This is a genomic window from Arthrobacter sp. zg-Y1219, from assembly GCF_030125545.1.
Classification (GTDB): Bacteria; Actinomycetota; Actinomycetes; order Actinomycetales; family Micrococcaceae; genus Arthrobacter_B.
Genome location: NZ_JASKLY010000001.1, coordinates 213,997 through 234,273, shown reverse-complemented (window position 1 = coordinate 234,273; position 20,277 = coordinate 213,997). Strand labels below are relative to the sequence as shown.

Genomic DNA, 20,277 nt, shown 5'->3' with positions numbered 1-20,277 from the left:
CCGGCGGCCTGTGAGTTTGGGCCGCCCCCCCCCCCCCCCCCCCCCCCCCCCCCCCCCCCCCCGCCCCCCCCCCCGCGGCGGGGGAAGATCACAGCCGGCGGATGCCTAAACGGGAGCAACTTCCGGTTCGGGTTCCGGAAGCGCGACCTTCTGCCCCTTGCTCAGCACCGTGAGGCCGGAGGCGGTCACGGTGAACCCGCGGGCCAGGTCCAGGTCGCGGTCAACCCCGATGGTGGCTCCCGGCGGAATCACCACGTTCTTGTCGATGATGGCCCGGCGCACCACGGCACCGGCACCGACATGGATGCCGTCCATGAGGACGGAATCGGAGACCGTGGCGCCGGAATCGACGTACACATCCGGAGCCAGCACGGATCCGGTGACCGTGCCGCCGGAGATGACGACGCCGTTGGACACGATCGAGTCGAACGCGGTGCCGGGGTGGTCGGCAGCGCTGCGGACGAACTTCGCGGGCGGCGAGATGCTCTGCCGGGTGTAGATGGGCCACTGCAGGTTGTACAGGTTGAACGCCGGCAGCGGGGAAATGAGGTCCATGTTGGCGTCATAGTACGAGTCGAGGGTACCGACGTCGCGCCAGTACTGGTGGTCGCTGCCGGTGGCGCCGGGGATGACGTTGTGCGAAAAGTCGTACACAGCGGCGTCATTGCGCTCCACGAAGTACGGGATGATGTCCCCGCCCATGTCGTGCTTGGTGATCAGCCGTTCGGCGTCCACCTTCAGCGCCTCGACCAGGGCGTCGGTGTTGAAGACGTAGTTGCCCATGGAGGCCAGGAACATGTCCGGATCATCGGGCAGGCCCGGCGTGGTGGCCGGCTTCTCAACAAATGCGCCGATGCGGCCGGGGCTCTCCGGGTCCGTTTCAATGACACCGAACTGGTCGGCCAGGTGCAGCGGCTGGCGGACCGCTGCCACGCTGACCGACGCGCCGGACGCAATGTGGGCTTCGACCATCTGCGAGAAGTCCATCCGGTACACATGGTCGGCGCCAATCACCACGACGATGTCCGGGCGGGCATCGTCGATCAGGTTCATGGACTGGTAGATCGCGTTGGCGCTGCCCAGGAACCAGCTCTTGCCCACGCGCTGCTGGGCCGGAACAGAGGCCACGTAGTTTTGCAGCTGCGTGGACAGCCGCCACGTCTCCGAGATGTGCCGGTCCAGGCTGTGGGATTTGTACTGGGTGAGGACCACGATTTGCAGGTAGCCCGAGTTCACCAGGTTGGAGAGGGCAAAGTCGATGAGCCGGTAACGGCCGGCAAATGGAACGGCGGGTTTTGCACGGTCCGCTGTCAGCGGCATCAGGCGTTTACCTTCTCCGCCGGCAAGGACAACGGCCAGGACCTTCTTTGGCGCCATTTTGGTATTCCCCTGTTTCACTTCATGTCTAACGTCTTCTGATCTGGCGGTGCTTGCTTCTGCGCTCATTCCTGGGGCCAATCAGCCGCCCAGTAATAAGTCTGCTGTTCTTCACAGTAGATCACCGGAGCGTCGGTGCACTACGTTGGATTAGTGCGAGTAGATATTGTGTCCAAGGAATTCCCGCCCGAGATCTATGGCGGGGCAGGTGTCCACGTAGCGGAATTGAGCCGTGTGCTGGCCGAGCAGGTGGACCTGCGCGTCCACTGCTTTGGCGCCCCGCGAAACTCCGACTACCACGGCGCCGTCGTCAGCGCCTATGATGTGCCCGCCGAACTGGACGCCGCGAATCCCGCCGTCCAGACGCTGGGCACCGATCTGGAAATCCTCCAGGGCCTGGCCGGAGCGGACCTGGTGCATTCACACACCTGGTACGCGAACATGGCCGGGCACCTCGGTTCGCTGTTGTACGGCATTCCGCACGTCCTCAGCGCCCACAGCTTGGAACCGCTGCGGCCGTGGAAAGCGGAACAGCTCGGCGGCGGTTACGCCCTGTCCTCCTGGGTGGAAAAAACAGCGTACGACGCCGCCGCCGCCATCATCGCCGTCTCCGAAGGCATGCGGCAGGACATCCTGCGCAGCTACCCGGAGGTCGACCCGGCCAAGGTGCGCGTGGTGCACAACGGCATCGACGTGGAGCTGTGGCGCCCGGACACCGATCCCGAGGGCATCAGCGCCCTGGGCATCGATCCGGACCGCCCCAGCGTGGTTTTTGTCGGGCGCAACACCCGGCAGAAGGGGGTCCCGTACCTGCTGCGTGCGGCCGCGCTGCTGCCTCCGGAGGTCCAGCTCGTGCTGTGCCTCGGAGCTGCCGACACCCCGGAGCTGGCCGCCGAAACCGGCGTCCTGATCGACGAACTCCGCACAAAGCGCAGCGGCGTCGTCGTGATCGAGCGGATGCTGCCGCGCAGCGAGCTCATCAAGGTGCTCAGCTCGGCCACGGTCTTCGCCTGCCCGTCCATCTATGAACCGCTCGGCATCGTGAACCTTGAGGCCATGGCGTGCGGCACCGCCGTCGTTGCCTCGGCCACTGGGGGCATTCCCGAAGTGGTGAACTCCGGCGTGACCGGCTTGCTGGTGCCGTTGGAGCAGCTCTCGGACGGCACCGGAACACCGCTCGATCCCGAGGGCTTTGTCCGCGACTTCGCCGCTGCGCTGACCGAGGTGGTCACCGATCCCGAACGGGCCCGGCGGATGGGCGAGGCGGGCCGGCAACGCGCGACGGATGAGTTTTCCTGGGCTTCCATCGCCGCCGCCACGCTGGAGGTCTACCGCTCCGTCCTGCCGCAGGCCCGCTGACCGCACCGGCGGAACGCTTAACTGCGGAAGGAGGTCCCGGCAAGTTTCCAGGCCGGGACCTCCTTCCACTTCAGGCGCGCACGCGCCTATCGCTTGGCCTTGGCTGCCTGCTTCTTTCGCTGGATCAGGATTTTCTCGTCCACCGGTGCGGCTCCGCTGGCGCGCATCAGGCGCTGGTATTCCATCGCTTCGTCCTGCCGCGTTTTCTCCGCGCCGGAAGCGACGGAGGCCCGCAGGTGCTCGGGGCCGTAGCCGAAGGCATCCACCAGGTCCAGTGCGTGCGGGCGGAGCTTGGCCAGCAGCCGGTTGATGTACGGGCCAAGGGTGCGGGCCCGCTGCGTGGACAGCCGGCCGTGCATCAGGTACCAGGACAGGTTCTTCTCGATCAGGCACAGCCCGAAGAGGTCACGCAGCCACGTCAGAACCTGCCGGGTGCCGGCGTCTTCGATGCCCTCCAGCGCCCGGGTGAAGGCTTCCCACTGCAGCAGTTCGGAGTGTGCGCGGGCCGCCTCGATCAGGGCGTGCTGGTTGTCGTTGACTGCCGCGCCCTTGTCCTTGGGCAGCTTGCGGGCCCCGCGCAGGGCGCCGGCCACTTCGGCGACCATGGTGCCCACCCGGTCGGTCAGCAGGTCCCGCTGCGTCCGGGCATCGCGCAGCGCAATGGCTGACTTTTTCTCCGAGCCGGTATCGGCGAACGCCTGGACGATCTGCCGCAGACCCGTGCGGTGCATGGTCCGGTCGGTGGCCTGGCCGACGGCGTACCGGGCCAGCACGCCGAAGTCGGCGCCCACAAATTCCTTGGCGTAGTCAGCGAGCAGCCGCTTGGCGACCAGCTGCAGCAGGACGGTGTTGTCGCCCTCGAAGGTGGCGTAGATGTCCAGGTCGGCCCGCAGCGCGGTCAGCCGGTTTTCGGCCAGGAAGCCGGCACCGCCGGTGGCCTCGCGTGCTTCCTGGAGGGTGTCCAGGGCATGCCAGGTGGAGAGCGACTTCAGGCCGGCCGCGAGGGTTTCCAGGTCCTGGCGGTCTTCTTCGGTGTCATGGGCGCCCGAGAAAACGTCGTCGAACTTGTGCAGCAGTTCCTCGTGGGCGAAGGCCGCCGCATACGTGGTGGCCAGCCGCGGCAGCAGCCGGCGCTGGTGCTGCTGGTAGTCCATCAGGACTTCCTCGGTAATGTCCGAGGCGCCGTTGAACTGGCGGCGCTCAGTGCCGTACTGGATGGCCGTCTTCAGGGCGAGCTTGCTGGCGGCCACTGCGGCGCCGTCCAGGGACACCCGGCCCTGTACCAGGGTGCCGATCATGGTGAAGAAGCGCCGGCCCGGGCTTTCGATCGACGAGGTGTACGTGCCGTCCGCAGCCACGTCGCCGTAGCGGTTGAGCAGGTTGGTGCGCGGAATGCGCACGTTGGAAAAATGCAGCCGCCCGTTGTCGATGCCGTTCAGACCGCCCTTGATGCCGTCGTCCTCGCCGCCGATGCCGGGCAGGAAGCCGTTGTCGTCGCGCAGGTCGACGTAGAACGCGTGCACGCCGTGGTCCACGCCCTTGGTGATCAGGTGGGCGAAGACGACGGCGGCCTTGCCGTGGACGGCGGCGTTGCCGATGTAGTCCTTCCAGGCGGCGCGGAAGGGGGTGTTGATGATGAACTCTTCGGTGCCGGCGTCGTACTCGGCGGTGGTGGCGATGCTGGCGACGTCGGACCCGTGTCCGGTTTCCGTCATGGCGAAGCAGCCGGGAATCTCCAGGCTCATGATGCCGGGGAGCCACTTGTCATGGTGTTCGCGGGTTCCCAGGTGCATGACGGCGCCGCCGAACAGGCCCCACTGCACGCCGGCCTTGATCTGCAGGGACGGATCCGCCACCACCAGTTCGCCGAAGCCGGCAACGTTGCCGCCGTGGTTGTCCTCGCCGCCCACGTAGGCCGGGAAGGCCCGGTGCACGGCCTTGCTCTCCGCCAGCACCTTCAGCTGCGCCATGACCCGTTCGCGGTGCTCCGTGTGCGGCAGGCCGGCGGGGGTGTGCAGCGCGTCAGTGCCGGCGAGTTCTCGGGCCTGCAGGCGGATATCCGCCCACGTGCCCAGCAGTGCCCGGCTGAGGGCGTCAACGTTGACGACGGCGCTGTCGTCATCGCGGATGGAGGCACTGGCCGGGATCTGGCGTTCCGGTTTGGAGGCTGTTTGCGTCATTGCGTGTCCTTCTCGTAGTGGTGGTGCCTGTTTTTGCTGGGAGGAAGCGGAAGGGGAGCGCCGGGGCGGTTCATGCCCGCCCCTGCTCGTAGCCGATGCCGTCGAAGAGCCAAACGGTCAGCTGCCGGGTCATTTCGGCCTCGGAAGGCTTGTCGGGTCCGGGCTCGGTGGCCAGCCACTTCTCGCCGGCGGCGCGGACCATGCCCAGCGCCGCCGTCGGCCAGAAGCTTGCGGCAACCCCCAGGTTCCGGGCGGGGGAGTTGCCGGGGGAGCCGGTCTCCAGATAGGCCCGCATCGCGCGGTCCATCATGCCGGTGATGGCCTCAAAGAAATGGGTGAGGCTGTCAGTGAAACGGTGCTCGGTATTGCCTGTTGCTTCGCCGGCTGCGACAAAGGCATACACATTGGGCGACGTCTGCGCCATCTGCAGGTACGCGGACACCATCGCCTGCAACCCGGCGCGGGGTGACTGGGCGGTGCGCCCCGCGGCGAGGATCTTGTCCTGCATCTGTGCCAGCACGACGTCCCCCATTGCCTGCTGCAGTCCGGCCTTGTCGCCGAAATACCGGTAGTACACGGATTTCGAGGTTCCGGAAGCGGCAGCAATCTCTTCCATGGAGGCACCGGCGCCGAGGGTGTGGACGGCACGGCGGGCGGCCTTGATCAGATCGCTGCGGCGCTCGGTGCGGTGGGCTTCCCAGCGGAGGGACCGGCCGTCGGATGCCCCGGGGGCGGAGGGGTCTTGCAGAGCAGTGTTCACGATACTCAGCGTATCAGGTACGCTGGGTTGCAGTAACTCCCCTCACATTTTGCAGTACTTCCAAGGAGACCAGACTCATGGCTGCACAGCCCCAGGCCGAATCCGCCGCCACCGGCGGATCCACCCCTGTTCCCGCCGTCCGGAAGGCCGTCGTCATTGGCGGAAACCGCATCCCCTTCGCCCGCGCCGGCGGCAAATACACCTACAGCTCCAATCAGGACATGCTGACTGCTGCGCTCGACGGACTCGTCGCCCGCTTCGGGCTGCAGGGCGAACGCATCGGCGAAGTCGCCGCCGGCGCCGTGCTGAAGCACTCCAGCGACTTCAACCTCACGCGGGAAGCAGTCCTGGGTTCCGCCCTCTCCGCCGAGACCCCCGCCTATGACGTGCAGCAGGCCTGCGCCACCGGACTCGAGACGGTGATCAGTCTGGCCAACAAGATCAAGCTCGGCCAGCTTGATTCCGCCATCGCCGGCGGCGTGGACTCCGCCTCCGATGCCCCCATTGCCGTCAGCGAAGGCCTGCGCCGGACCCTGCTGGACCTGTCGCGGGCCAAGACTGCCAAGCAGAAGCTGGCCGCCGTCGCCAAGCTGCGCCCCAAGGACCTGGCCCCGAACGCCCCCACCACCGGCGAACCCCGAACCGGCCTGTCCATGGGCGAGCATCAGGCCCTGACCACGGCCCAGTGGAAGATCACGCGCGAGGCACAGGACGAACTGGCCCTGGCCAGCCACAAGAACATGGCGGCGGCCTACGACCGCGGATTCTTCGACGATCTGGTGACCCCCTACCGCGGCCTCTCCCGGGACGCCAACCTGCGCCCGGACACCACCATGGAGAAGCTGGGCAAGCTGAAGCCCGCCTTCGGCCGCGGCCGCGGCCTCGGCGACGAAGCGACCATGACCGCCGGAAACTCCACACCGCTGACCGACGGCGCTGCCGTGGTTCTGCTGGGTTCCGAGGACTTCGCCCGAGAACACGACCTGCCGATGCTGGCCAACATCGTGGACGCCGAAGCCGGCGCCGTCGACTTCGTGCACGGCAAGGACGGCCTGCTAATGGCGCCCGCCTTCGCCGTGCCGCGCCTGCTGGCCCGCAACAACCTCACGCTGGACGACTTCGACTTCTTCGAAATCCATGAAGCCTTTGCCGGCACCGTGCTCAGCACGCTGGCCGCCTGGGAAGATGATGAGTTCTCCCGCACCCGGCTGGGCCTCAACGGCCCGTTCGGCACGATCGACCGGTCCAAGCTCAACGTCAACGGATCTTCGCTGGCCGCCGGCCATCCGTTCGCCGCCACGGGCGGGCGCATCGTCGCCTCGCTGGCCAAAATGCTGCATGAAAAGGGTTCCGGCCGGGGGCTGATCTCCATCTGCGCCGCCGGAGGCCAGGGGCTTGTCGCGATCCTCGAGGCACGCTGACCATGAACGACGCATACCTGAACCTCGTCAACACCGGTTTCACCAAGGACATCGCCAAGAAGCTGGGCCTGCCCCGTCCGGCCATCCTGCGGCGCTTCGATCCGGCTCAGCCGCTGGTCCCCGGACCGGTGCTGGTCCTGGGCAAGGGCGAAGCCGCGGACACGCTCTCGCAGCTGCTGCTCGGCTGGGACCAGGATGTCCGGCGGCATGCCACGCCCAAGGAGAAGCTCGGCGCCATCCTGCTGGTGCTGGATACCGCAGCCGCTCCCGAGGATCTGGGCGAGGTCACCCTGGCCGCCGGCGCGGCACTGCGGGACCTGGCCCCGGGCGGACGCGTGGTCACCGTCTCCCGGCCCGCCGCCGAGGCACAGGAACCCGAGGCGGCAGCGGCACGGCAGGGAATTGACGGGCTGCTCCGCTCCATTGCCCATGAACTGCGCGGCGGAGCCACCGCCAACGGCATCGTCCTCGCCAACGGTGCTCCCGCCTCGACTCCGGGCACGGCGGCAGCCCTGCGCTTCCTGCTCTCGGGCAAGAGCGCCTACGTCAACGGCCAGTTCATCACCGTCGGTTCCGACGCCGGCACGCTGCCCGCGGACTGGAACGCTCCGCTGGCCGGCAAGGTTGCGGTGGTGACCGGGGCCGCTCGGGGGATCGGCGCGGCCATTGCCCGGGTCCTGCACCGCGACGGCGCCACGGTGATCGTCGTTGACGTGCCGGCGGCCGGCGAACAGCTGGCCAAGGTGGCCAATGAGATCTCCGGCACCGCGCTGCAGTTGGACATCACCCGCGATGACGCCGCCGACCGCATCTTGGCCCACGCCAAGGAACGCTACGGGCACCTGGACATCGTCATCCACAACGCCGGCATTACCCGCGACAAGCTGCTGGCCAACATGGACGAATCCCGCTGGCAGTCGGTCGTTGCCGTGAACATTGCGTCGCAGTTGAAGATGAACCGGACCCTGCTGGCCTCGGAGACCTTCAGTCGCGAAGGCCGGATCGTCTCGCTGGCCTCCACCAGCGGCATCGCCGGCAACCGCGGACAGACCAACTACGCCGCCTCCAAGGGCGGAGTCATCGGCATGGTGCGGGCGACGGCGCCGCTGCTGGCTCCGCGCGGCGGCTCCATCAACGCCGTGGCTCCCGGTTTCATTGAAACCGACATGACAGCAGCCATTCCGGCCCTCACCCGCCAGGTGGCGCGCCGCCTGAGCAGCCTGCAGCAGGGCGGCCTGCCCATCGACGTGGCCGAGACCATTTCCTTCCTGGCCTCGGACGCGGCCGGCGGCGTGAACGGACAGGTTGTGCGGGTCTGCGGCCAGAACATGGTGGGCGCATGAGTGAGACCCAGCTGGGCGAGATACCCGCGCTCGGCAAGCTGTATGTCGGTGCCGTCGGCGCTGCGGCCAGGGCGCGGCTCTCCTCGGCTCCGGCGTCCCGAACCTTGCCGGCGGACCGGCACACGGTGCGCGGCGCCCGTGTGGACCTTGAGCGGCTGGCGGACTTCCAGCGGCTCGTGCTGCACAGCGCGTCCGACTACCTGCCCTCCGGCTTCGTGCACACGTTCGCGTTTCCGGTGGCGATGAGCCTCATGGCTCGGGAAGATTTCCCGCTGCCGCTGCTGGGCATGGTGCATCTTCGGAACCATGTGGAGCACTTCCGGCCGATCCATTACACCGAACCGCTCACCGTCACCGCCTGGGCGGAAAACCTGGCCGGACACCGCGCCGGCACCTCCGTGGAGCTGATCGCCGAAGTCCGCGCCGGAACCGGGGAGGGCATGGGGGAGAACACCGGGGAGGGCACGGGGGATGGCACGGGGGAGAACACGGGGGAGAACACCGCCGTCGTCTGGCGCGGGCGGTCGACCTATCTCGCCAAGGGTGTGTTCCTGCCCCGCCTTGACCGGCCGGGTGCACGCGCACCCCGCCCGGATTTCGTTCCCCCGCAGCCGACGGCGCAGTGGCGGCTCGGCGCGGACGCGGGGCGCAACTACGCGCGGGTGTCCGGCGACTTCAACCCGATCCACCTCAGCCGGCTGTCGGCGAAGGCGCTGGGCATGAAGCGGTCGCTGGCGCACGGCATGTACCTGGCCTCCCGGGTGGTGGCCGACATCGTGCAGAACCGGCAGGAGCCGTACGAGTGGACCATCGAGTTTGACTCTCCGGTGTTCCTGCCGGCGACGGTCGCCCTGTCAATCTCCGATGCGGAAGGGGAGGACGGGTACGCCGGATCCACCTTTGTTGGTTGGAACCAGCGCTCCCTTCGCCGGAACTTCGCCGGCAGTGTCCGGCCGCTGTAGTTCCGCCCGGGCTGCTACCGTGCCCTCATGATGAAATCGGACGCATTGCTTGCCGCTGCCCGGGAGCTGGACGCGGCGGACCCGCTGGCCGGCTTCCGGGACCGCTTCCTGGAAGCCGACGGCGTCAGCTCCTATCTGGACGGCAATTCGCTGGGCCGTCCGCTGCGGGCCAGCGCGGCGCATCTGCAGGACTTTGTGCAGGTCCAGTGGGGCACCCGGCTCATCCGCGGCTGGGACGAGCAGTGGCTGGAGCTGCCGCAGCAGCTCGGCGACGCGCTGGGCGCCGCGGTGCTCGGCGCCGCCGCCGGGCAGTGCATCGTGGCCGATTCCACCACGGTCCTGCTCTACAAGCTGGCCCGTGCCGCAGTGGCTGCCCGCCCGGGGCGGACCGAGATTGTCCTGGACACCGACAACTTTCCCACCGACAGGTATGTTCTGGAGGGCATCGCCAATGAGTGCGGGCTGACCCTGCGCTGGATCGCCGCCGACTACGACGGCGGCGTCAGCGCCGACGCAGTGGCGCAGGCGGTCGGGCCGCAGACCGCCCTGGCGGTCTTCAGCCACGTCGCCTACCGCTCCGGTTTCCTGGCCGACGCCGCAGCCATCACGGCAGCAGTGCACGACGCCGGGGGACTGGTGCTCTGGGACCTGTGCCACTCAGCGGGGGCGGTTCCGGCACAGCTGGACGCCTGGGACGTGGACTACGCGGTGGGCTGCAGCTACAAATACCTCAACGGCGGCCCCGGTGCCCCGGCCTGGGCCTATGTGGCCCGGCGGCATCAGGAGACCTTCACCCAGCCCATCCAGGGCTGGCTGGGCAGCGCCGACCCCTTCGGCATGGCCCAGGGCTACACGCCGGCCGCCGGCATCCGCCGGCTGGTGTCCGGAACGCCGCCGGTGCTCGGCATGCTGCCCCTGCGGGACATGGTCGCGCTCCTCGCCGAGGCCGGCATCGATGCAGTGCGGACCAAATCCGTGGCCCTCACCGAATATGCCCTGGCGGCGGTGGACACCCTGCTGGCGCCGCACGGCGTCGTCCTGGCCTCTCCTCGCGCCGCCGAACGGCGCGGCAGCCACATCACCATCGATCATCCATCGTTCCAGGCCGCCACCGCGGCCCTGTGGAAGCAGGGAGTGATCCCCGACTACCGGAATCCGTCCGGAATTCGGCTGGGGCTGTCCCCGCTGTCGACGTCGTTCGAGGAGACGTTCACCGGAATCGCGGCGGTCTCGGCGGAGCTGCGCCGCCAACCGGCGGAAAGTCCCCGCCGGACGGAAGCCCGTCCGGTCCGCTGAGGCCAGCGGCCGCGGAGGCCAAGTATTGGAATTGACAACCGGCATGGACCGGGAGCCATAATGTTAGCGCTCACATATTTATGTGACGCACTTCTCATTTCCGGCCTGCCGGGCCGGCTGCGGGAAGGGTAAGCCGCGTCACGCGATCCGGTAGTTTCTCCGCTAGACAACGACGTCAATCGAAAGGGCTCCTTCGTGAAAATCCGTAAACTCCTGCTCAGCCTGACGGCGGGCATCCTGGCCGTGTCAGTGGCCGGCTGCGGTTCCGGCTCGGGCCGCGGCGGCGCTGATTCCGACGCCGCCGAATCGGGCGACAACGCCGGCGCGCTGGTGGGCATTGCCATGCCGACCAAGACCTCGGAACGCTGGATCAAGGACGGCGACTCCATCAAGGCAGAGCTTGAAGAGCTCGGTTACGAAACGACCCTGGAATACGCCGACGACGATATCCCCACCCAGGTCCAGCAGGTGTCCAACATGATCACCAAGGGCGCCAAAGTCCTGGTCATCGCGGCCATCGACGGCACCGCCCTCAGCGATCAGCTGGACAACGCGGCCGCCGCCGGCATCAAGGTGATCGCCTATGACCGCCTGATCACGGGCAACAAGAACGTTGACTACTACACCACCTTTGACAACTACACCGTAGGTGTCCAGCAGGCCACCTCGCTGCTGACCGGACTGGGCATCCTCGACGCCGAGGGCAAGGAGACCGGGGCAGCGGAACCGAAGAACGTCGAACTCTTCGCCGGCAGCCCTGATGACAACAACGCCAACTTCTTCTACGACGGCGCCATGGCCACCCTGCAGCCCCACATCGACAAGGGAACCCTCGTGGTCCAGAGCGGACAGACCGGGTTCTCGCAGATCGCCACCCTGCGCTGGGATCCGGCCACCGCGCAGAAGCGCATGCAGAACCTGATCGCCAGCAACTACTCGGGCGGCGAGAAGGTCGACGGCGTGCTGTCCCCGTATGACGGCATCTCTCTGGGCATCATTTCCGCCCTCACCGGATCCGGCTATTCACCGGATGCCCTGCCCGTCATCACCGGACAGGACGCCGAAGCCGCGTCAGTGAAGTCCATCATGGACAACCAGCAGTACTCCACGATCTTCAAGGACACGCGTGCCCTGGGCGAGCAGACCGTTGCCATGGTTGATGACGTGCTCAAGGGCGAAGTCCCCGAGACCAATGACAACGAGACGTACGACAACAAGGTGAAGATTGTTCCGACCTTCCTGCTGGATCCGATGGTGGTCACGAAGGACAACTACGAGGAAGTCCTCGTCGACAGCGGCTACTACCAGGCCTCCGACCTCAAGTAACCCCCTACCACCGCGGTTCCGAAGGCGGCAGCCGGATCCGGCTGCCGCCTTCGGAACACCGCCGGCAAGGACACGAACGTGAACGCGAATATTCTTTCCATGCGGGGCATCACCAAGTCGTTCCCCGGGGTCAAGGCACTGCAGGAAGTCTCCCTGGAGGTCCAGCAGGGGCACGTCCATGCCATCTGCGGAGAAAACGGCGCCGGGAAATCCACCCTGATGAAGGTCCTCTCCGGCGTCTATCCGGCCGGAACCTACGAGGGCGGAATCTACCTGGACGGTGAACTCCAGGAGTACAAGGACATCAAGGACTCCGAGTCCGCCGGCGTGGTGATCATCCACCAGGAACTGGCGCTGAGCCCGTTCCTGTCCATCGCAGAGAACATCTACCTTGGCAATGAACAGTCCAAGGGCGGTTTCATTGACTGGCACCGGACCAACCTCGAGGCCGCGAAGCTTCTCGAGCGGGTGGGCCTGGCGGAAAACCCGGCCATCCGGATCCAGGACATCGGCGTAGGCAAGCAGCAGCTGGTGGAAATCGCCAAGGCGCTGTCCAAGCGGGTGAAGCTGCTGATCCTGGACGAGCCCACGGCAGCCCTGAACGATGAAGACTCCGAGCATCTGCTGGGTTTGATCAAGGACCTGCGCAGTGACGGCATCACCTGCATCATCATCAGCCACAAGCTCAACGAGATTAAGGCGATCGCCGACGCCGTCACCATCATCCGTGACGGCCGCACCATCGAAACGCTGGACATGCATGCCGACGAAGTCTCCGAGGAGCGCATTATCCGGGGCATGGTGGGACGCGACCTGGACAGCCGCTATCCGGAGCACACTTCGGTCATCGGCGAGGAAGTCCTGCGCATCGAGGACTGGACGGTGCATCATCCGCTGGACCGGTCGCGCAAGGTCGTCACCGGCGCCAACCTGTACGTGCGGGCCGGTGAGATCGTGGGCATCGCCGGACTGATGGGGGCCGGCCGCACGGAACTGGCCATGAGCGTGTTCGGCCACAGCTACGGGCACAACATCAGCGGCCGCACCTACAAGGACGGCCGCGAGATCACGATGAAGACCGTCGGCCAGGCCATCGCCCACGGCCTGGCGTACGCCACCGAAGACCGCAAGCGCTACGGCCTGAACCTCATCGAGGACATTAGGCGCAACATCTCGGCGTCCAGCCTGAACAAGCTGTCCGTCCGCGGCTGGGTGGATCCGTACCGGGAGCATCTGACGGCGGAGAAATACCGCACCAGCATGAACATCAAGGCGCCGTCGGTGCTGTCGCTGACCGGCAAGCTCTCCGGCGGAAACCAGCAAAAGGTGGTGCTCTCCAAATGGATCCACACCAATCCGGACGTGCTGATCCTGGATGAGCCCACCCGCGGCATCGACGTCGGTGCCAAGTATGAGATTTACACCATCATCAACGAGCTGGCCGACCAGGGGAAGGCGATCATTGTGATCTCCTCCGAGCTGCCGGAACTGCTGGGGATCTGCGACCGCATCTACACCCTCGCCGAGGGCCGCATCACCGCGGACGTCCCGCGGGAGAAGGCCAGCGCCGAATACCTCATGCATTACATGACCCGTGATGCCAGGACTCCTGCCGCCGCGACAGACAAGGAACGCCAATGAGCACTCTCACCGACCAGGGTCCGTCCACCGGCGCTCCCGCGCCGAAGACCAACCCGACAGGAATCGTCGGCTCTGCCCTGAACTACCTCACCGGGCAGCTGCGCCAGGTGGGACTGTTCATCGCACTGATCGCGATCATCATCTTTTTCCAGATCACCACCAACGGGATCACCCTGGCACCGATCAACGTGTCAAACCTGATCATCCAGAACAGCTACATCCTGATCCTCGCCGTCGGCATGGTGCTCGTGATCATTGCCGGGCACATTGACCTCTCGGTCGGCTCCGTGGTCGCCTTCACCGGCGCGGCCGCGGGCGTCATGATCACCCAGTGGGGGCTGCCCTGGTGGCTGGCCGCCGTCCTGTGCCTGGTCCTCGGCGCCGCCGTCGGAGCCTGGCAGGGGTTCTGGATCGCCTACTTCGGAATTCCGGCGTTCATCGTGACCCTGGCGGGCATGCTGACGTTCCGCGGACTGACGCAGATTGTGCTGCAGAACCGGCAGATCTCGCCGTTCCCGGATCAGTTCCGCGGGCTGGGCAGCGGATTCCTTCCCGACCTCGGCGGAGGGACGAGTTTCCTGGAACCGCTGACAGTGATCATCGGAGTGCTTTCGGCCGCCGCCCTGGTGGGCTCGGGCATCCGGCAGCGGATGATCCGCCGCCGGCACCAGCTGGTCGACGAACCGATGCTCTGGTTCGCGGCCAAGCTCGTCCTGACCGCCGGCCTGATCCTGTTCATCACCTACCTGCTGGCCAGCTACCGCGGAACGCCCATCGTCCTGGTCATCCTGGGCCTGCTGACGGTCGGCTATGCCGCCGTCATGAACCGCAGCGTCTGGGGCCGCCACATCTACGCCATGGGCGGGAACCTGCACGCGGCGGAACTCTCCGGCATCAACACCAAGCGGACCACCTTCACCGTCTTCATCAACATGGGCGTCCTGGCCGCGCTGGCAGGGCTGGTCTTCACCGCGCAGCTGAACCTGGCCAGTCCCAAAGCGGGCGAGGGATTCGAGTTGGATGCCATCGCCGCAGTCTTCATCGGCGGAGCTGCCGTCACCGGCGGCATCGGCCGGGTGACCGGAGCCATCATCGGCGGTCTGATCATCGGAATCCTGAACAACGGCATGTCCATCATGGGCGTCGGCACCGAGTACCAGCAGCTGATCAAGGGGCTCGTCCTGCTGGCAGCCGTGGCGTTTGACGTCTTCAACAAGCGCCGCGGATCCTCCTTGATCACGTAGCAGGAGCACACACACCTGTGGCCGGCACCCGCAGGGCGGGTGCCGGCCACAGGCATGTCAGCCCTGCTGCGAGGAGACCCTAGTGATGGGCCTTCACAGCCAGGACGGGGCAGTCGGCCTGGAGCAGCACGCGCTGCGCCGTGCTGCCCAGCAGCATCTTGCCGACCGGGGTGCGGCGGCGCAGCCCCAGGACAACCAGCTCGACTTCCGGCCCGGCGGCCGCCGCGAGGATCTCCTCGGCGGGATCGAAGTCGCCGACCGGGTGGACCAGCTCGTAGGCCGTTCCATCCGCGGTCAGCTCTGCTTCGAGCTGGGCAAGCGCCGCGTTGTTGGCGTCCTCCTGCTCCTGATGGTGCAGTCCGTGACGGGGGAACGCCACGTTCACGATGACCAGCAGCGCTGCGCGGTCACTGGCCTCCCGGCGGGCGGCGTCCAGCGCCGCCGTCCCCTCGGGGGTGGGAAGAAATCCGACGACAATACTCATGGTGCTCCTGACCTAGGGATGGAAACGCGGGGCGGGGAAAAGGCTTAGCCCCGGAGTTCTTCGGCATCAGTAAAGCGGGTCTTCTTGGCGCGCACGGCCCGGTTCCAGAACCAGGTCAGCACCCACAGCAGCAGGCCCAGCAGCAGCATGAGGCCGGCAATCTGGTATTCGATCGGATCCTGCGCCCAGGGGCCCAGGAGGAAAGCGCAGGTGAAGACACCGACGTAGGGCAGGAAGCCGGGGGAGCGGAAGTGCTTGCTCTCGTGCGGGGTGCGGCGCAGCACCAGGCAGGCGATGTTCACCACGGTGAACACAGCCAGCAGCAGCAGCGCCGTGGTCCCGCCCAGGGCGGTGACGGTTTCCTTGCCCATGAAGTTGGTGACGGTGATGATCAGGCCCAGCGCGATGGCGGTGGTGAAGATGATCGAAGCCCACGGCGTCCGCCGGCCGGGGAGCACCTTGGAAAGTGAACGGGGAAGCACATCCTGCTTCGCCATGCCGTACAGCAGGCGGCTGGCCATCAGCATGTTGATCAGGGCGGTGTTGGCCACGGCAAAAATGGACAGGAACGGATAGATGACGTCCACCGGCAGGTTGGGTGCCCCGGCACGCACGACCTCCAGAAGCGGGGTTGCGCTGGAGGAGAGCTGGCCCACGGGCACAATGGCGACGGCGGCAATGGACACCAGCAGATAGACAGCCAGCGTGATGCTTAGCCCGGTCAGCATGACCTTCGGGAAAATCTTGGCCGGATCCTTGGTTTCCTCAGCCATGTTGACCGAGTCCTCAAAGCCCACCATTGAGAAGAAGGCCAGCGATGTGGCGGCCGTGAGGGCCAGGAAGACGCTCTTGTTTCCTTCGGTTTCGAAGACCATGACGCGGGAGAAATCGACGTTCCCCTGGCTCATTGCCCAGAATCCAATCAGGATGACAATCAGCAGACCGGTAAGTTCGATAATCGTCAGGACCACGTTGAACTTGATGCTCTCCCCGACTCCGCGCAGGTTGATCACGGCGAGGACCAGCATGAAGATGACGGCCACCCATGTGACTCCGGTCTGTCCCCAATCCAGGTCAAAGCCGACGATGAAGTTTTCGGCCAGGAACTTGGCGGCCGTCGAAGCTGAGGTAATTCCTGAGCTCAGCACGGCAAAGGTCACCAGGAAGGTGAGGAAATGAATGCCGAAGGCCTTGTGTGCATAGAGCGCGGCCCCGGCGGCCTGCGGAAATTTGGTCACCAGTTCCAGGTAGGACAGGGCGGTGATGGTGGCAACGGCGAAGGCGACCAGGATGGGTGCCCACGCGGCACCGCCGATTTCGCCGGCCACTTGGCCGGTAAGGGCATAGACTCCGGTGCCAAGAATGTCGCCGACGATGAAGAGCAGCAAAAGCTTGGTCCCCATCACCCGCTTCAGCTCGGGTTCCCCGGAGCCGATTTTTGTATCGCCCATGGCTGGTTTCCTGCTTTCTAAAGTATCTGCAATGCGGCACGAGGCGTGTTCCGGAAATTCGGTCACGACCCGCTGCCCGGTATTCTCTGCGCTGTAACAGGCAAATCAATGTTACGGGACTTGACGCGCCCCCGCTTGCGCGGAACCCGGATGGCGCACGACGCGGACGGATCCAATGCGCCTGCGCTGGACGCTGAGCACCTCCAAATCGCATTCCGGTGCGGCGACAGTGTCTCCGGGACGGGCAATCCTGCCCAACCGCGCCAGAATGTAGCCGCCGACGGTTTCGTACTGCCCTTCCGGAAGCGGGACGCCGGTCAGCCGCTCGAATTCCTGCAGGATCAGCGCTCCGTCCACCACCAGGTCGCCGCGCACCTGCCGGTGCCGGTCTTCGGGGTCCCGGAAGGTGTCGTATTCGTCGTAGATCTCCCCGACCAGTTCCTCCACAAGGTCCTCCAGGGTGACAATGCCGTCAGTGCCGCCGTATTCGTCGGCGACCACGGCAATATGGCTGCCGTTCCGGCGCATCCTGGACAACGAGGGAACCACGGGTGCCGTACCGGGCAGGAACAGGATCGGCCGGACAATGTCACCGAGCCGGAGTGCCTCAGACTCCGGGAAACGGGTGCCGCCGTCGCCGTTTTCCCGGAGGAGGTCGCGGACGTGGACGAAGCCGAGGACGTCGTCGGGGGACTCCCCAATGACCGGATAGCGCGAATAGGGCAACGAGTGCACTGCCGCCCGGGCCTGGGCTACGGTCAGGTCCGCGGAGAGGAACTGCACCTGCGGCCGCGGACGCATCACCTCCTGGAGGAGCCGGTTTCCGGCGCCGAACACGTCGGAGAGAATCCGCCGGCTGTCCTCGGCCAGGACCGGACTCGCGGCGACCATGTCCCACAGCTCCTGCGACGTCACCGGCGGTGTCCTGACTTTGGGATCCCCGCCGAGGAGCCGGACCACGGTGTCAGTGGAGACCGACAGCAGCTTAATGACCGGGCGCATCACGACGGCGAAAGCGTTCAGGGGAGGTGCGAGCAGCCGGGTGAAACGCTCCGCATTCTGCATCGCGAGCCGCTTGGGCACCAGCTCCCCGAACACCAGGGACAAGTAGGCGACGGCGAGGGTCAGCAGGATGAAGGCGGTGGCATCCGCGGCGGCGGGCGAAAAGCCGAAGCTGCGGAGGGCGGGGGCCGCGGCCGGGGCCAGCGCGGAGGCACCGTAGGCCGCGGAGAAAAAGCCCGAGAGGGTGACACCAATTTGGATGGACGAGAGGAAGAGGTTTGGGTTGCGGGCAAGTTCCGCGATTCTCCGGCCGCCGGCACCCGATGCCTCAATGCGGCTGATTTGGCTCTCCCGCAGTGAAACCAGCGCCATCTCAGTGCCCGCGAAGATTCCTCCCAGCAGCACGAAGAACACCACCAGAAGCAGATTGAAGAGCGTGCCGCCATCCATGGTCAGAGCGTACCGGTGCGTCGACGCAGGGCACATGACTGGCCGGGTGGTCGGCAGTCCGAGGGCCAATGCCGTGACGGCAGTAATCGTGTGCCCGTGGGCCTGCATCCGCTCGAAATGCTGCCCATGTCAGGCAAGAACGCTCGGTCATGTCGAAAAACGAGCGATGTGCTGGTGGCGAGCTGGTCGATGGTGATGGCAGGACAGCCGTCAGCCCGTGGCAATGCCACGGGCTGCTCGGCGCCCAGGCTCACGTCGTTTCAAGCCTGCGCACGCTCCAGTTCGCGGCGTTCACGACCTGCCCGCCTTCAGTCGTGATCAGGATCAACGTTCTGCCTCCGCGCATCGTCGCCGTACCGCCGATGCGGAGGTCCCAGGGGCGGCGCTCCAGAATCTCCCCGTCGTTGTTGAACCGGAACAGGGAGTTCTTCCCATCGGAGGGCTCGTGGACCGCGACCCAGGTCCCCGTCACCGGGTCGTGGAGGACATGCCGGAAGTGCTCAGCTATCCTCGCTCGTTCTCGCCCGTCGGAGTCGAGAATGCGTAAAACTCGGCCGCCTATCTCGGTTATCACCAGATGCTCACCGTCGCTGGCCGCGAACCAAACGATATTCAGTCCGGTCGAAATTCGGGACCCCAGCGGATCCAGCGAACGATCCAGCAGACGGCACCAACCGCCACCTACTGCAAGCGAGAGATCCGGGCGCAGCGCGATCACTCTCAACGCCCCGCGCAGGGTACGCACCTCCTCCCCGGTCGCTGCCTCCAGCACGCGGGTGGCCCTGCGGAGGTGAGTGACGACCACGCGACCTCCAGCCAGGGCAGTCACGGCCTCTACGTTCGTGCGGCTGCGGTCCTGCCACAGCCGTTGTCCCGTCAGGTCGTACCCGCACACGCCGTGGCGCTCCCACGCGCCGGCCACCACCACGGGGTGCTCACCGGGGACCAGTGCCCCCCGCCAGCCGCCGGAGTCCCAGACCGTTTCGAACGTGGCGCAGCGCGCATCGCGCATCAGTGACCACACGTCCACGACTCCCTTGGGTCGGGCGGTGACCAGCAGGTCCTCTTCCCACGGTGGTGCGGCCACCTGGCGAAGGTCGATCACTACGGAGCACCCCCTACGAGCTCATCGAAGATCATGCCGAGGACTCTGCCGGTGGATCCGATAACGGTCAAGTCCCCACGGAGGTGGTGTATGACGTTCCCCGCGTGATGCTTCGTTTAGTCAGGCCAAGGAGGCAAAGCCCTCCAGCGCGGCAACCAGTGCCGGGCGGTGGTCCTTCAGATGGTTCAGCAGCGCCGGTGTCCGGGAACCGTCCACCGCCATCAGGATGAGCAGGGTGAGGACGATGACCAGGGCCCCCGCCAGGTTGCTGAGAGATGGAGGCGCCGGCAGCGGCGATCTGCGGCGCGAACTGCGGCAGCAGCGCTAAAAATTGCGCCAGCGCCGCAATGAGTGCTCCGGCGAAACCGGCGAGCAGGATGAAGACGGCGGCGATGCTGCCTCCGGTGGCGATGCCCCGGGGAATTCCGTGTGCCTGCAGCCACCGACTGACCGGATGAACACACAGGGTGAGCACAAAAGCCAAAAACGCCGGCGTAAAGATTCCGCTGACCGCCGCCAGGCCGAAGGCTGCAAGGGTCGCGCCGCCGAGCATGAGCAAGATCACGGCGCTGCGGGGAAAAACGGGGCGTGCGCCGGTGTCCGATGGCCCCGAAGCCATCGAGTCCTCCTTCGTTGGCTGGACGAAAGTCTAGGAGCCCCGGGGACCGGACCAGAAGGGATGGGACAACAAAATACCCCCGGAATCCAGTGGATTCCGGGGGTATCAATTGTGCGCGGAGGGGGACTTGAACCCCCACCCTCGTTAGAGGACTAGCACCTCAAGCTAGCGCGTCTGCCATTCCGCCACCCGCGCTTGGGTGTTTTCCGCAAGGCCTTCAGTCGTTCAAAAGCTGCGGAAGCAACGGGAAAAACTCT

Annotated in this window: 15 protein-coding genes, 1 tRNA gene and 1 pseudogene; 8 read left to right on the top strand and 9 right to left on the bottom strand. The window is 66.2% G+C overall.

Features of this window, described 5'->3' with window-relative positions:
• Nucleotides 1-114: 114 nt before the first annotated feature.
• Nucleotides 115-1,446, bottom strand: a pseudogene (gene glgC, locus QNO00_RS01090) (glucose-1-phosphate adenylyltransferase); the annotation flags it as partial.
• A gap of 84 nt (nt 1,447-1,530) precedes the next feature.
• Between glgC and glgA the strand changes: the two are divergent.
• The gene (gene glgA / locus QNO00_RS01085; RefSeq protein WP_284023327.1) at nt 1,531-2,736 is read left to right on the top strand and encodes a glycogen synthase; all 1,206 of its coding nucleotides are present in this window, start codon (nt 1,531-1,533) and stop codon (nt 2,734-2,736) included.
• 86 nt (nt 2,737-2,822) lie between these two features.
• Here glgA and QNO00_RS01080 read toward each other — a convergent pair whose 3' ends face one another.
• Nucleotides 2,823-4,916 carry an acyl-CoA dehydrogenase family protein gene (locus QNO00_RS01080; RefSeq protein WP_284023326.1) on the bottom strand — a complete coding sequence of 698 codons (2,094 nt, stop codon included), beginning with the start codon at nt 4,914-4,916 and terminating at the stop codon, nt 2,823-2,825.
• 70 nt (nt 4,917-4,986) lie between these two features.
• Nucleotides 4,987-5,676, bottom strand: a complete 690-nt coding sequence (locus QNO00_RS01075) for a TetR/AcrR family transcriptional regulator (protein WP_284023325.1) — start codon at nt 5,674-5,676, stop codon at nt 4,987-4,989.
• A 77-nt stretch (nt 5,677-5,753) separates the two neighbouring features.
• On the opposite strand from QNO00_RS01075, the gene QNO00_RS01070 reads away from it, so the two are divergent.
• From QNO00_RS01070 to mmsB, 7 genes are all read left to right on the top strand, one after another.
• Nucleotides 5,754-7,097: an acetyl-CoA C-acetyltransferase gene (locus QNO00_RS01070; protein WP_284023324.1), complete on the top strand. Its 1,344-nt coding sequence runs from the start codon at nt 5,754-5,756 to the stop codon at nt 7,095-7,097.
• 2 nt (nt 7,098-7,099) lie between these two features.
• Nucleotides 7,100-8,440: a 3-oxoacyl-ACP reductase gene (locus QNO00_RS01065; protein WP_284023323.1), complete on the top strand. Its 1,341-nt coding sequence runs from the start codon at nt 7,100-7,102 to the stop codon at nt 8,438-8,440.
• Nucleotides 8,437-9,402, top strand: coding sequence for a MaoC/PaaZ C-terminal domain-containing protein (locus QNO00_RS01060; protein WP_284023322.1), 966 nt, complete (start codon nt 8,437-8,439; stop codon nt 9,400-9,402). The genes QNO00_RS01065 and QNO00_RS01060 overlap by 4 nt, the downstream gene beginning before the upstream one ends.
• A gap of 27 nt (nt 9,403-9,429) precedes the next feature.
• Nucleotides 9,430-10,698, top strand: coding sequence for a kynureninase (locus QNO00_RS01055; protein ID WP_284023321.1), 1,269 nt, complete (start codon nt 9,430-9,432; stop codon nt 10,696-10,698).
• Between the two features lie 195 nt (nt 10,699-10,893).
• Entirely contained in the window at nt 10,894-12,024 is a 1,131-nt protein-coding gene (gene chvE / locus QNO00_RS01050) for a multiple monosaccharide ABC transporter substrate-binding protein (protein ID WP_229965808.1), read from the top strand.
• A 99-nt stretch (nt 12,025-12,123) separates the two neighbouring features.
• A complete protein-coding gene (mmsA, locus tag QNO00_RS01045) occupies nt 12,124-13,665 on the top strand; it encodes a multiple monosaccharide ABC transporter ATP-binding protein (RefSeq protein ID WP_502862932.1) in 1,542 nt (513 codons plus the stop codon).
• Complete coding sequence (gene mmsB / locus QNO00_RS01040) at nt 13,662-14,909, top strand: multiple monosaccharide ABC transporter permease (RefSeq protein WP_284023319.1); 1,248 nt, start codon at nt 13,662-13,664, stop codon at nt 14,907-14,909. The genes mmsA and mmsB overlap by 4 nt, the downstream gene beginning before the upstream one ends.
• 79 nt (nt 14,910-14,988) lie before the next feature.
• Here mmsB and QNO00_RS01035 read toward each other — a convergent pair whose 3' ends face one another.
• The 6 genes from QNO00_RS01035 to QNO00_RS01010 form a co-directional block, all read right to left on the bottom strand.
• Entirely contained in the window at nt 14,989-15,393 is a 405-nt protein-coding gene (locus QNO00_RS01035) for a universal stress protein (protein ID WP_229965811.1), read from the bottom strand.
• A gap of 44 nt (nt 15,394-15,437) precedes the next feature.
• Nucleotides 15,438-16,844 (bottom strand): APC family permease, encoded by a 1,407-nt coding sequence (locus tag QNO00_RS01030; protein WP_229965812.1) that lies wholly within the window; start codon nt 16,842-16,844, stop codon nt 15,438-15,440.
• A 111-nt stretch (nt 16,845-16,955) separates the two neighbouring features.
• Nucleotides 16,956-18,296, bottom strand: coding sequence for a hemolysin family protein (locus QNO00_RS01025; protein ID WP_284023318.1), 1,341 nt, complete (start codon nt 18,294-18,296; stop codon nt 16,956-16,958).
• Nucleotides 18,297-18,546: 250 nt separating this feature from the next.
• Complete coding sequence (locus QNO00_RS01020; protein WP_284023317.1) at nt 18,547-19,401, bottom strand: hypothetical protein; 855 nt, start codon at nt 19,399-19,401, stop codon at nt 18,547-18,549.
• Between the two features lie 67 nt (nt 19,402-19,468).
• Nucleotides 19,469-20,020, bottom strand: a complete 552-nt coding sequence (locus QNO00_RS01015; protein ID WP_284023316.1) for an AI-2E family transporter — start codon at nt 20,018-20,020, stop codon at nt 19,469-19,471.
• 112 nt (nt 20,021-20,132) lie between these two features.
• A tRNA-Leu gene (locus QNO00_RS01010) sits at nt 20,133-20,215 on the bottom strand.
• Nucleotides 20,216-20,277 lie beyond the last annotated feature (62 nt).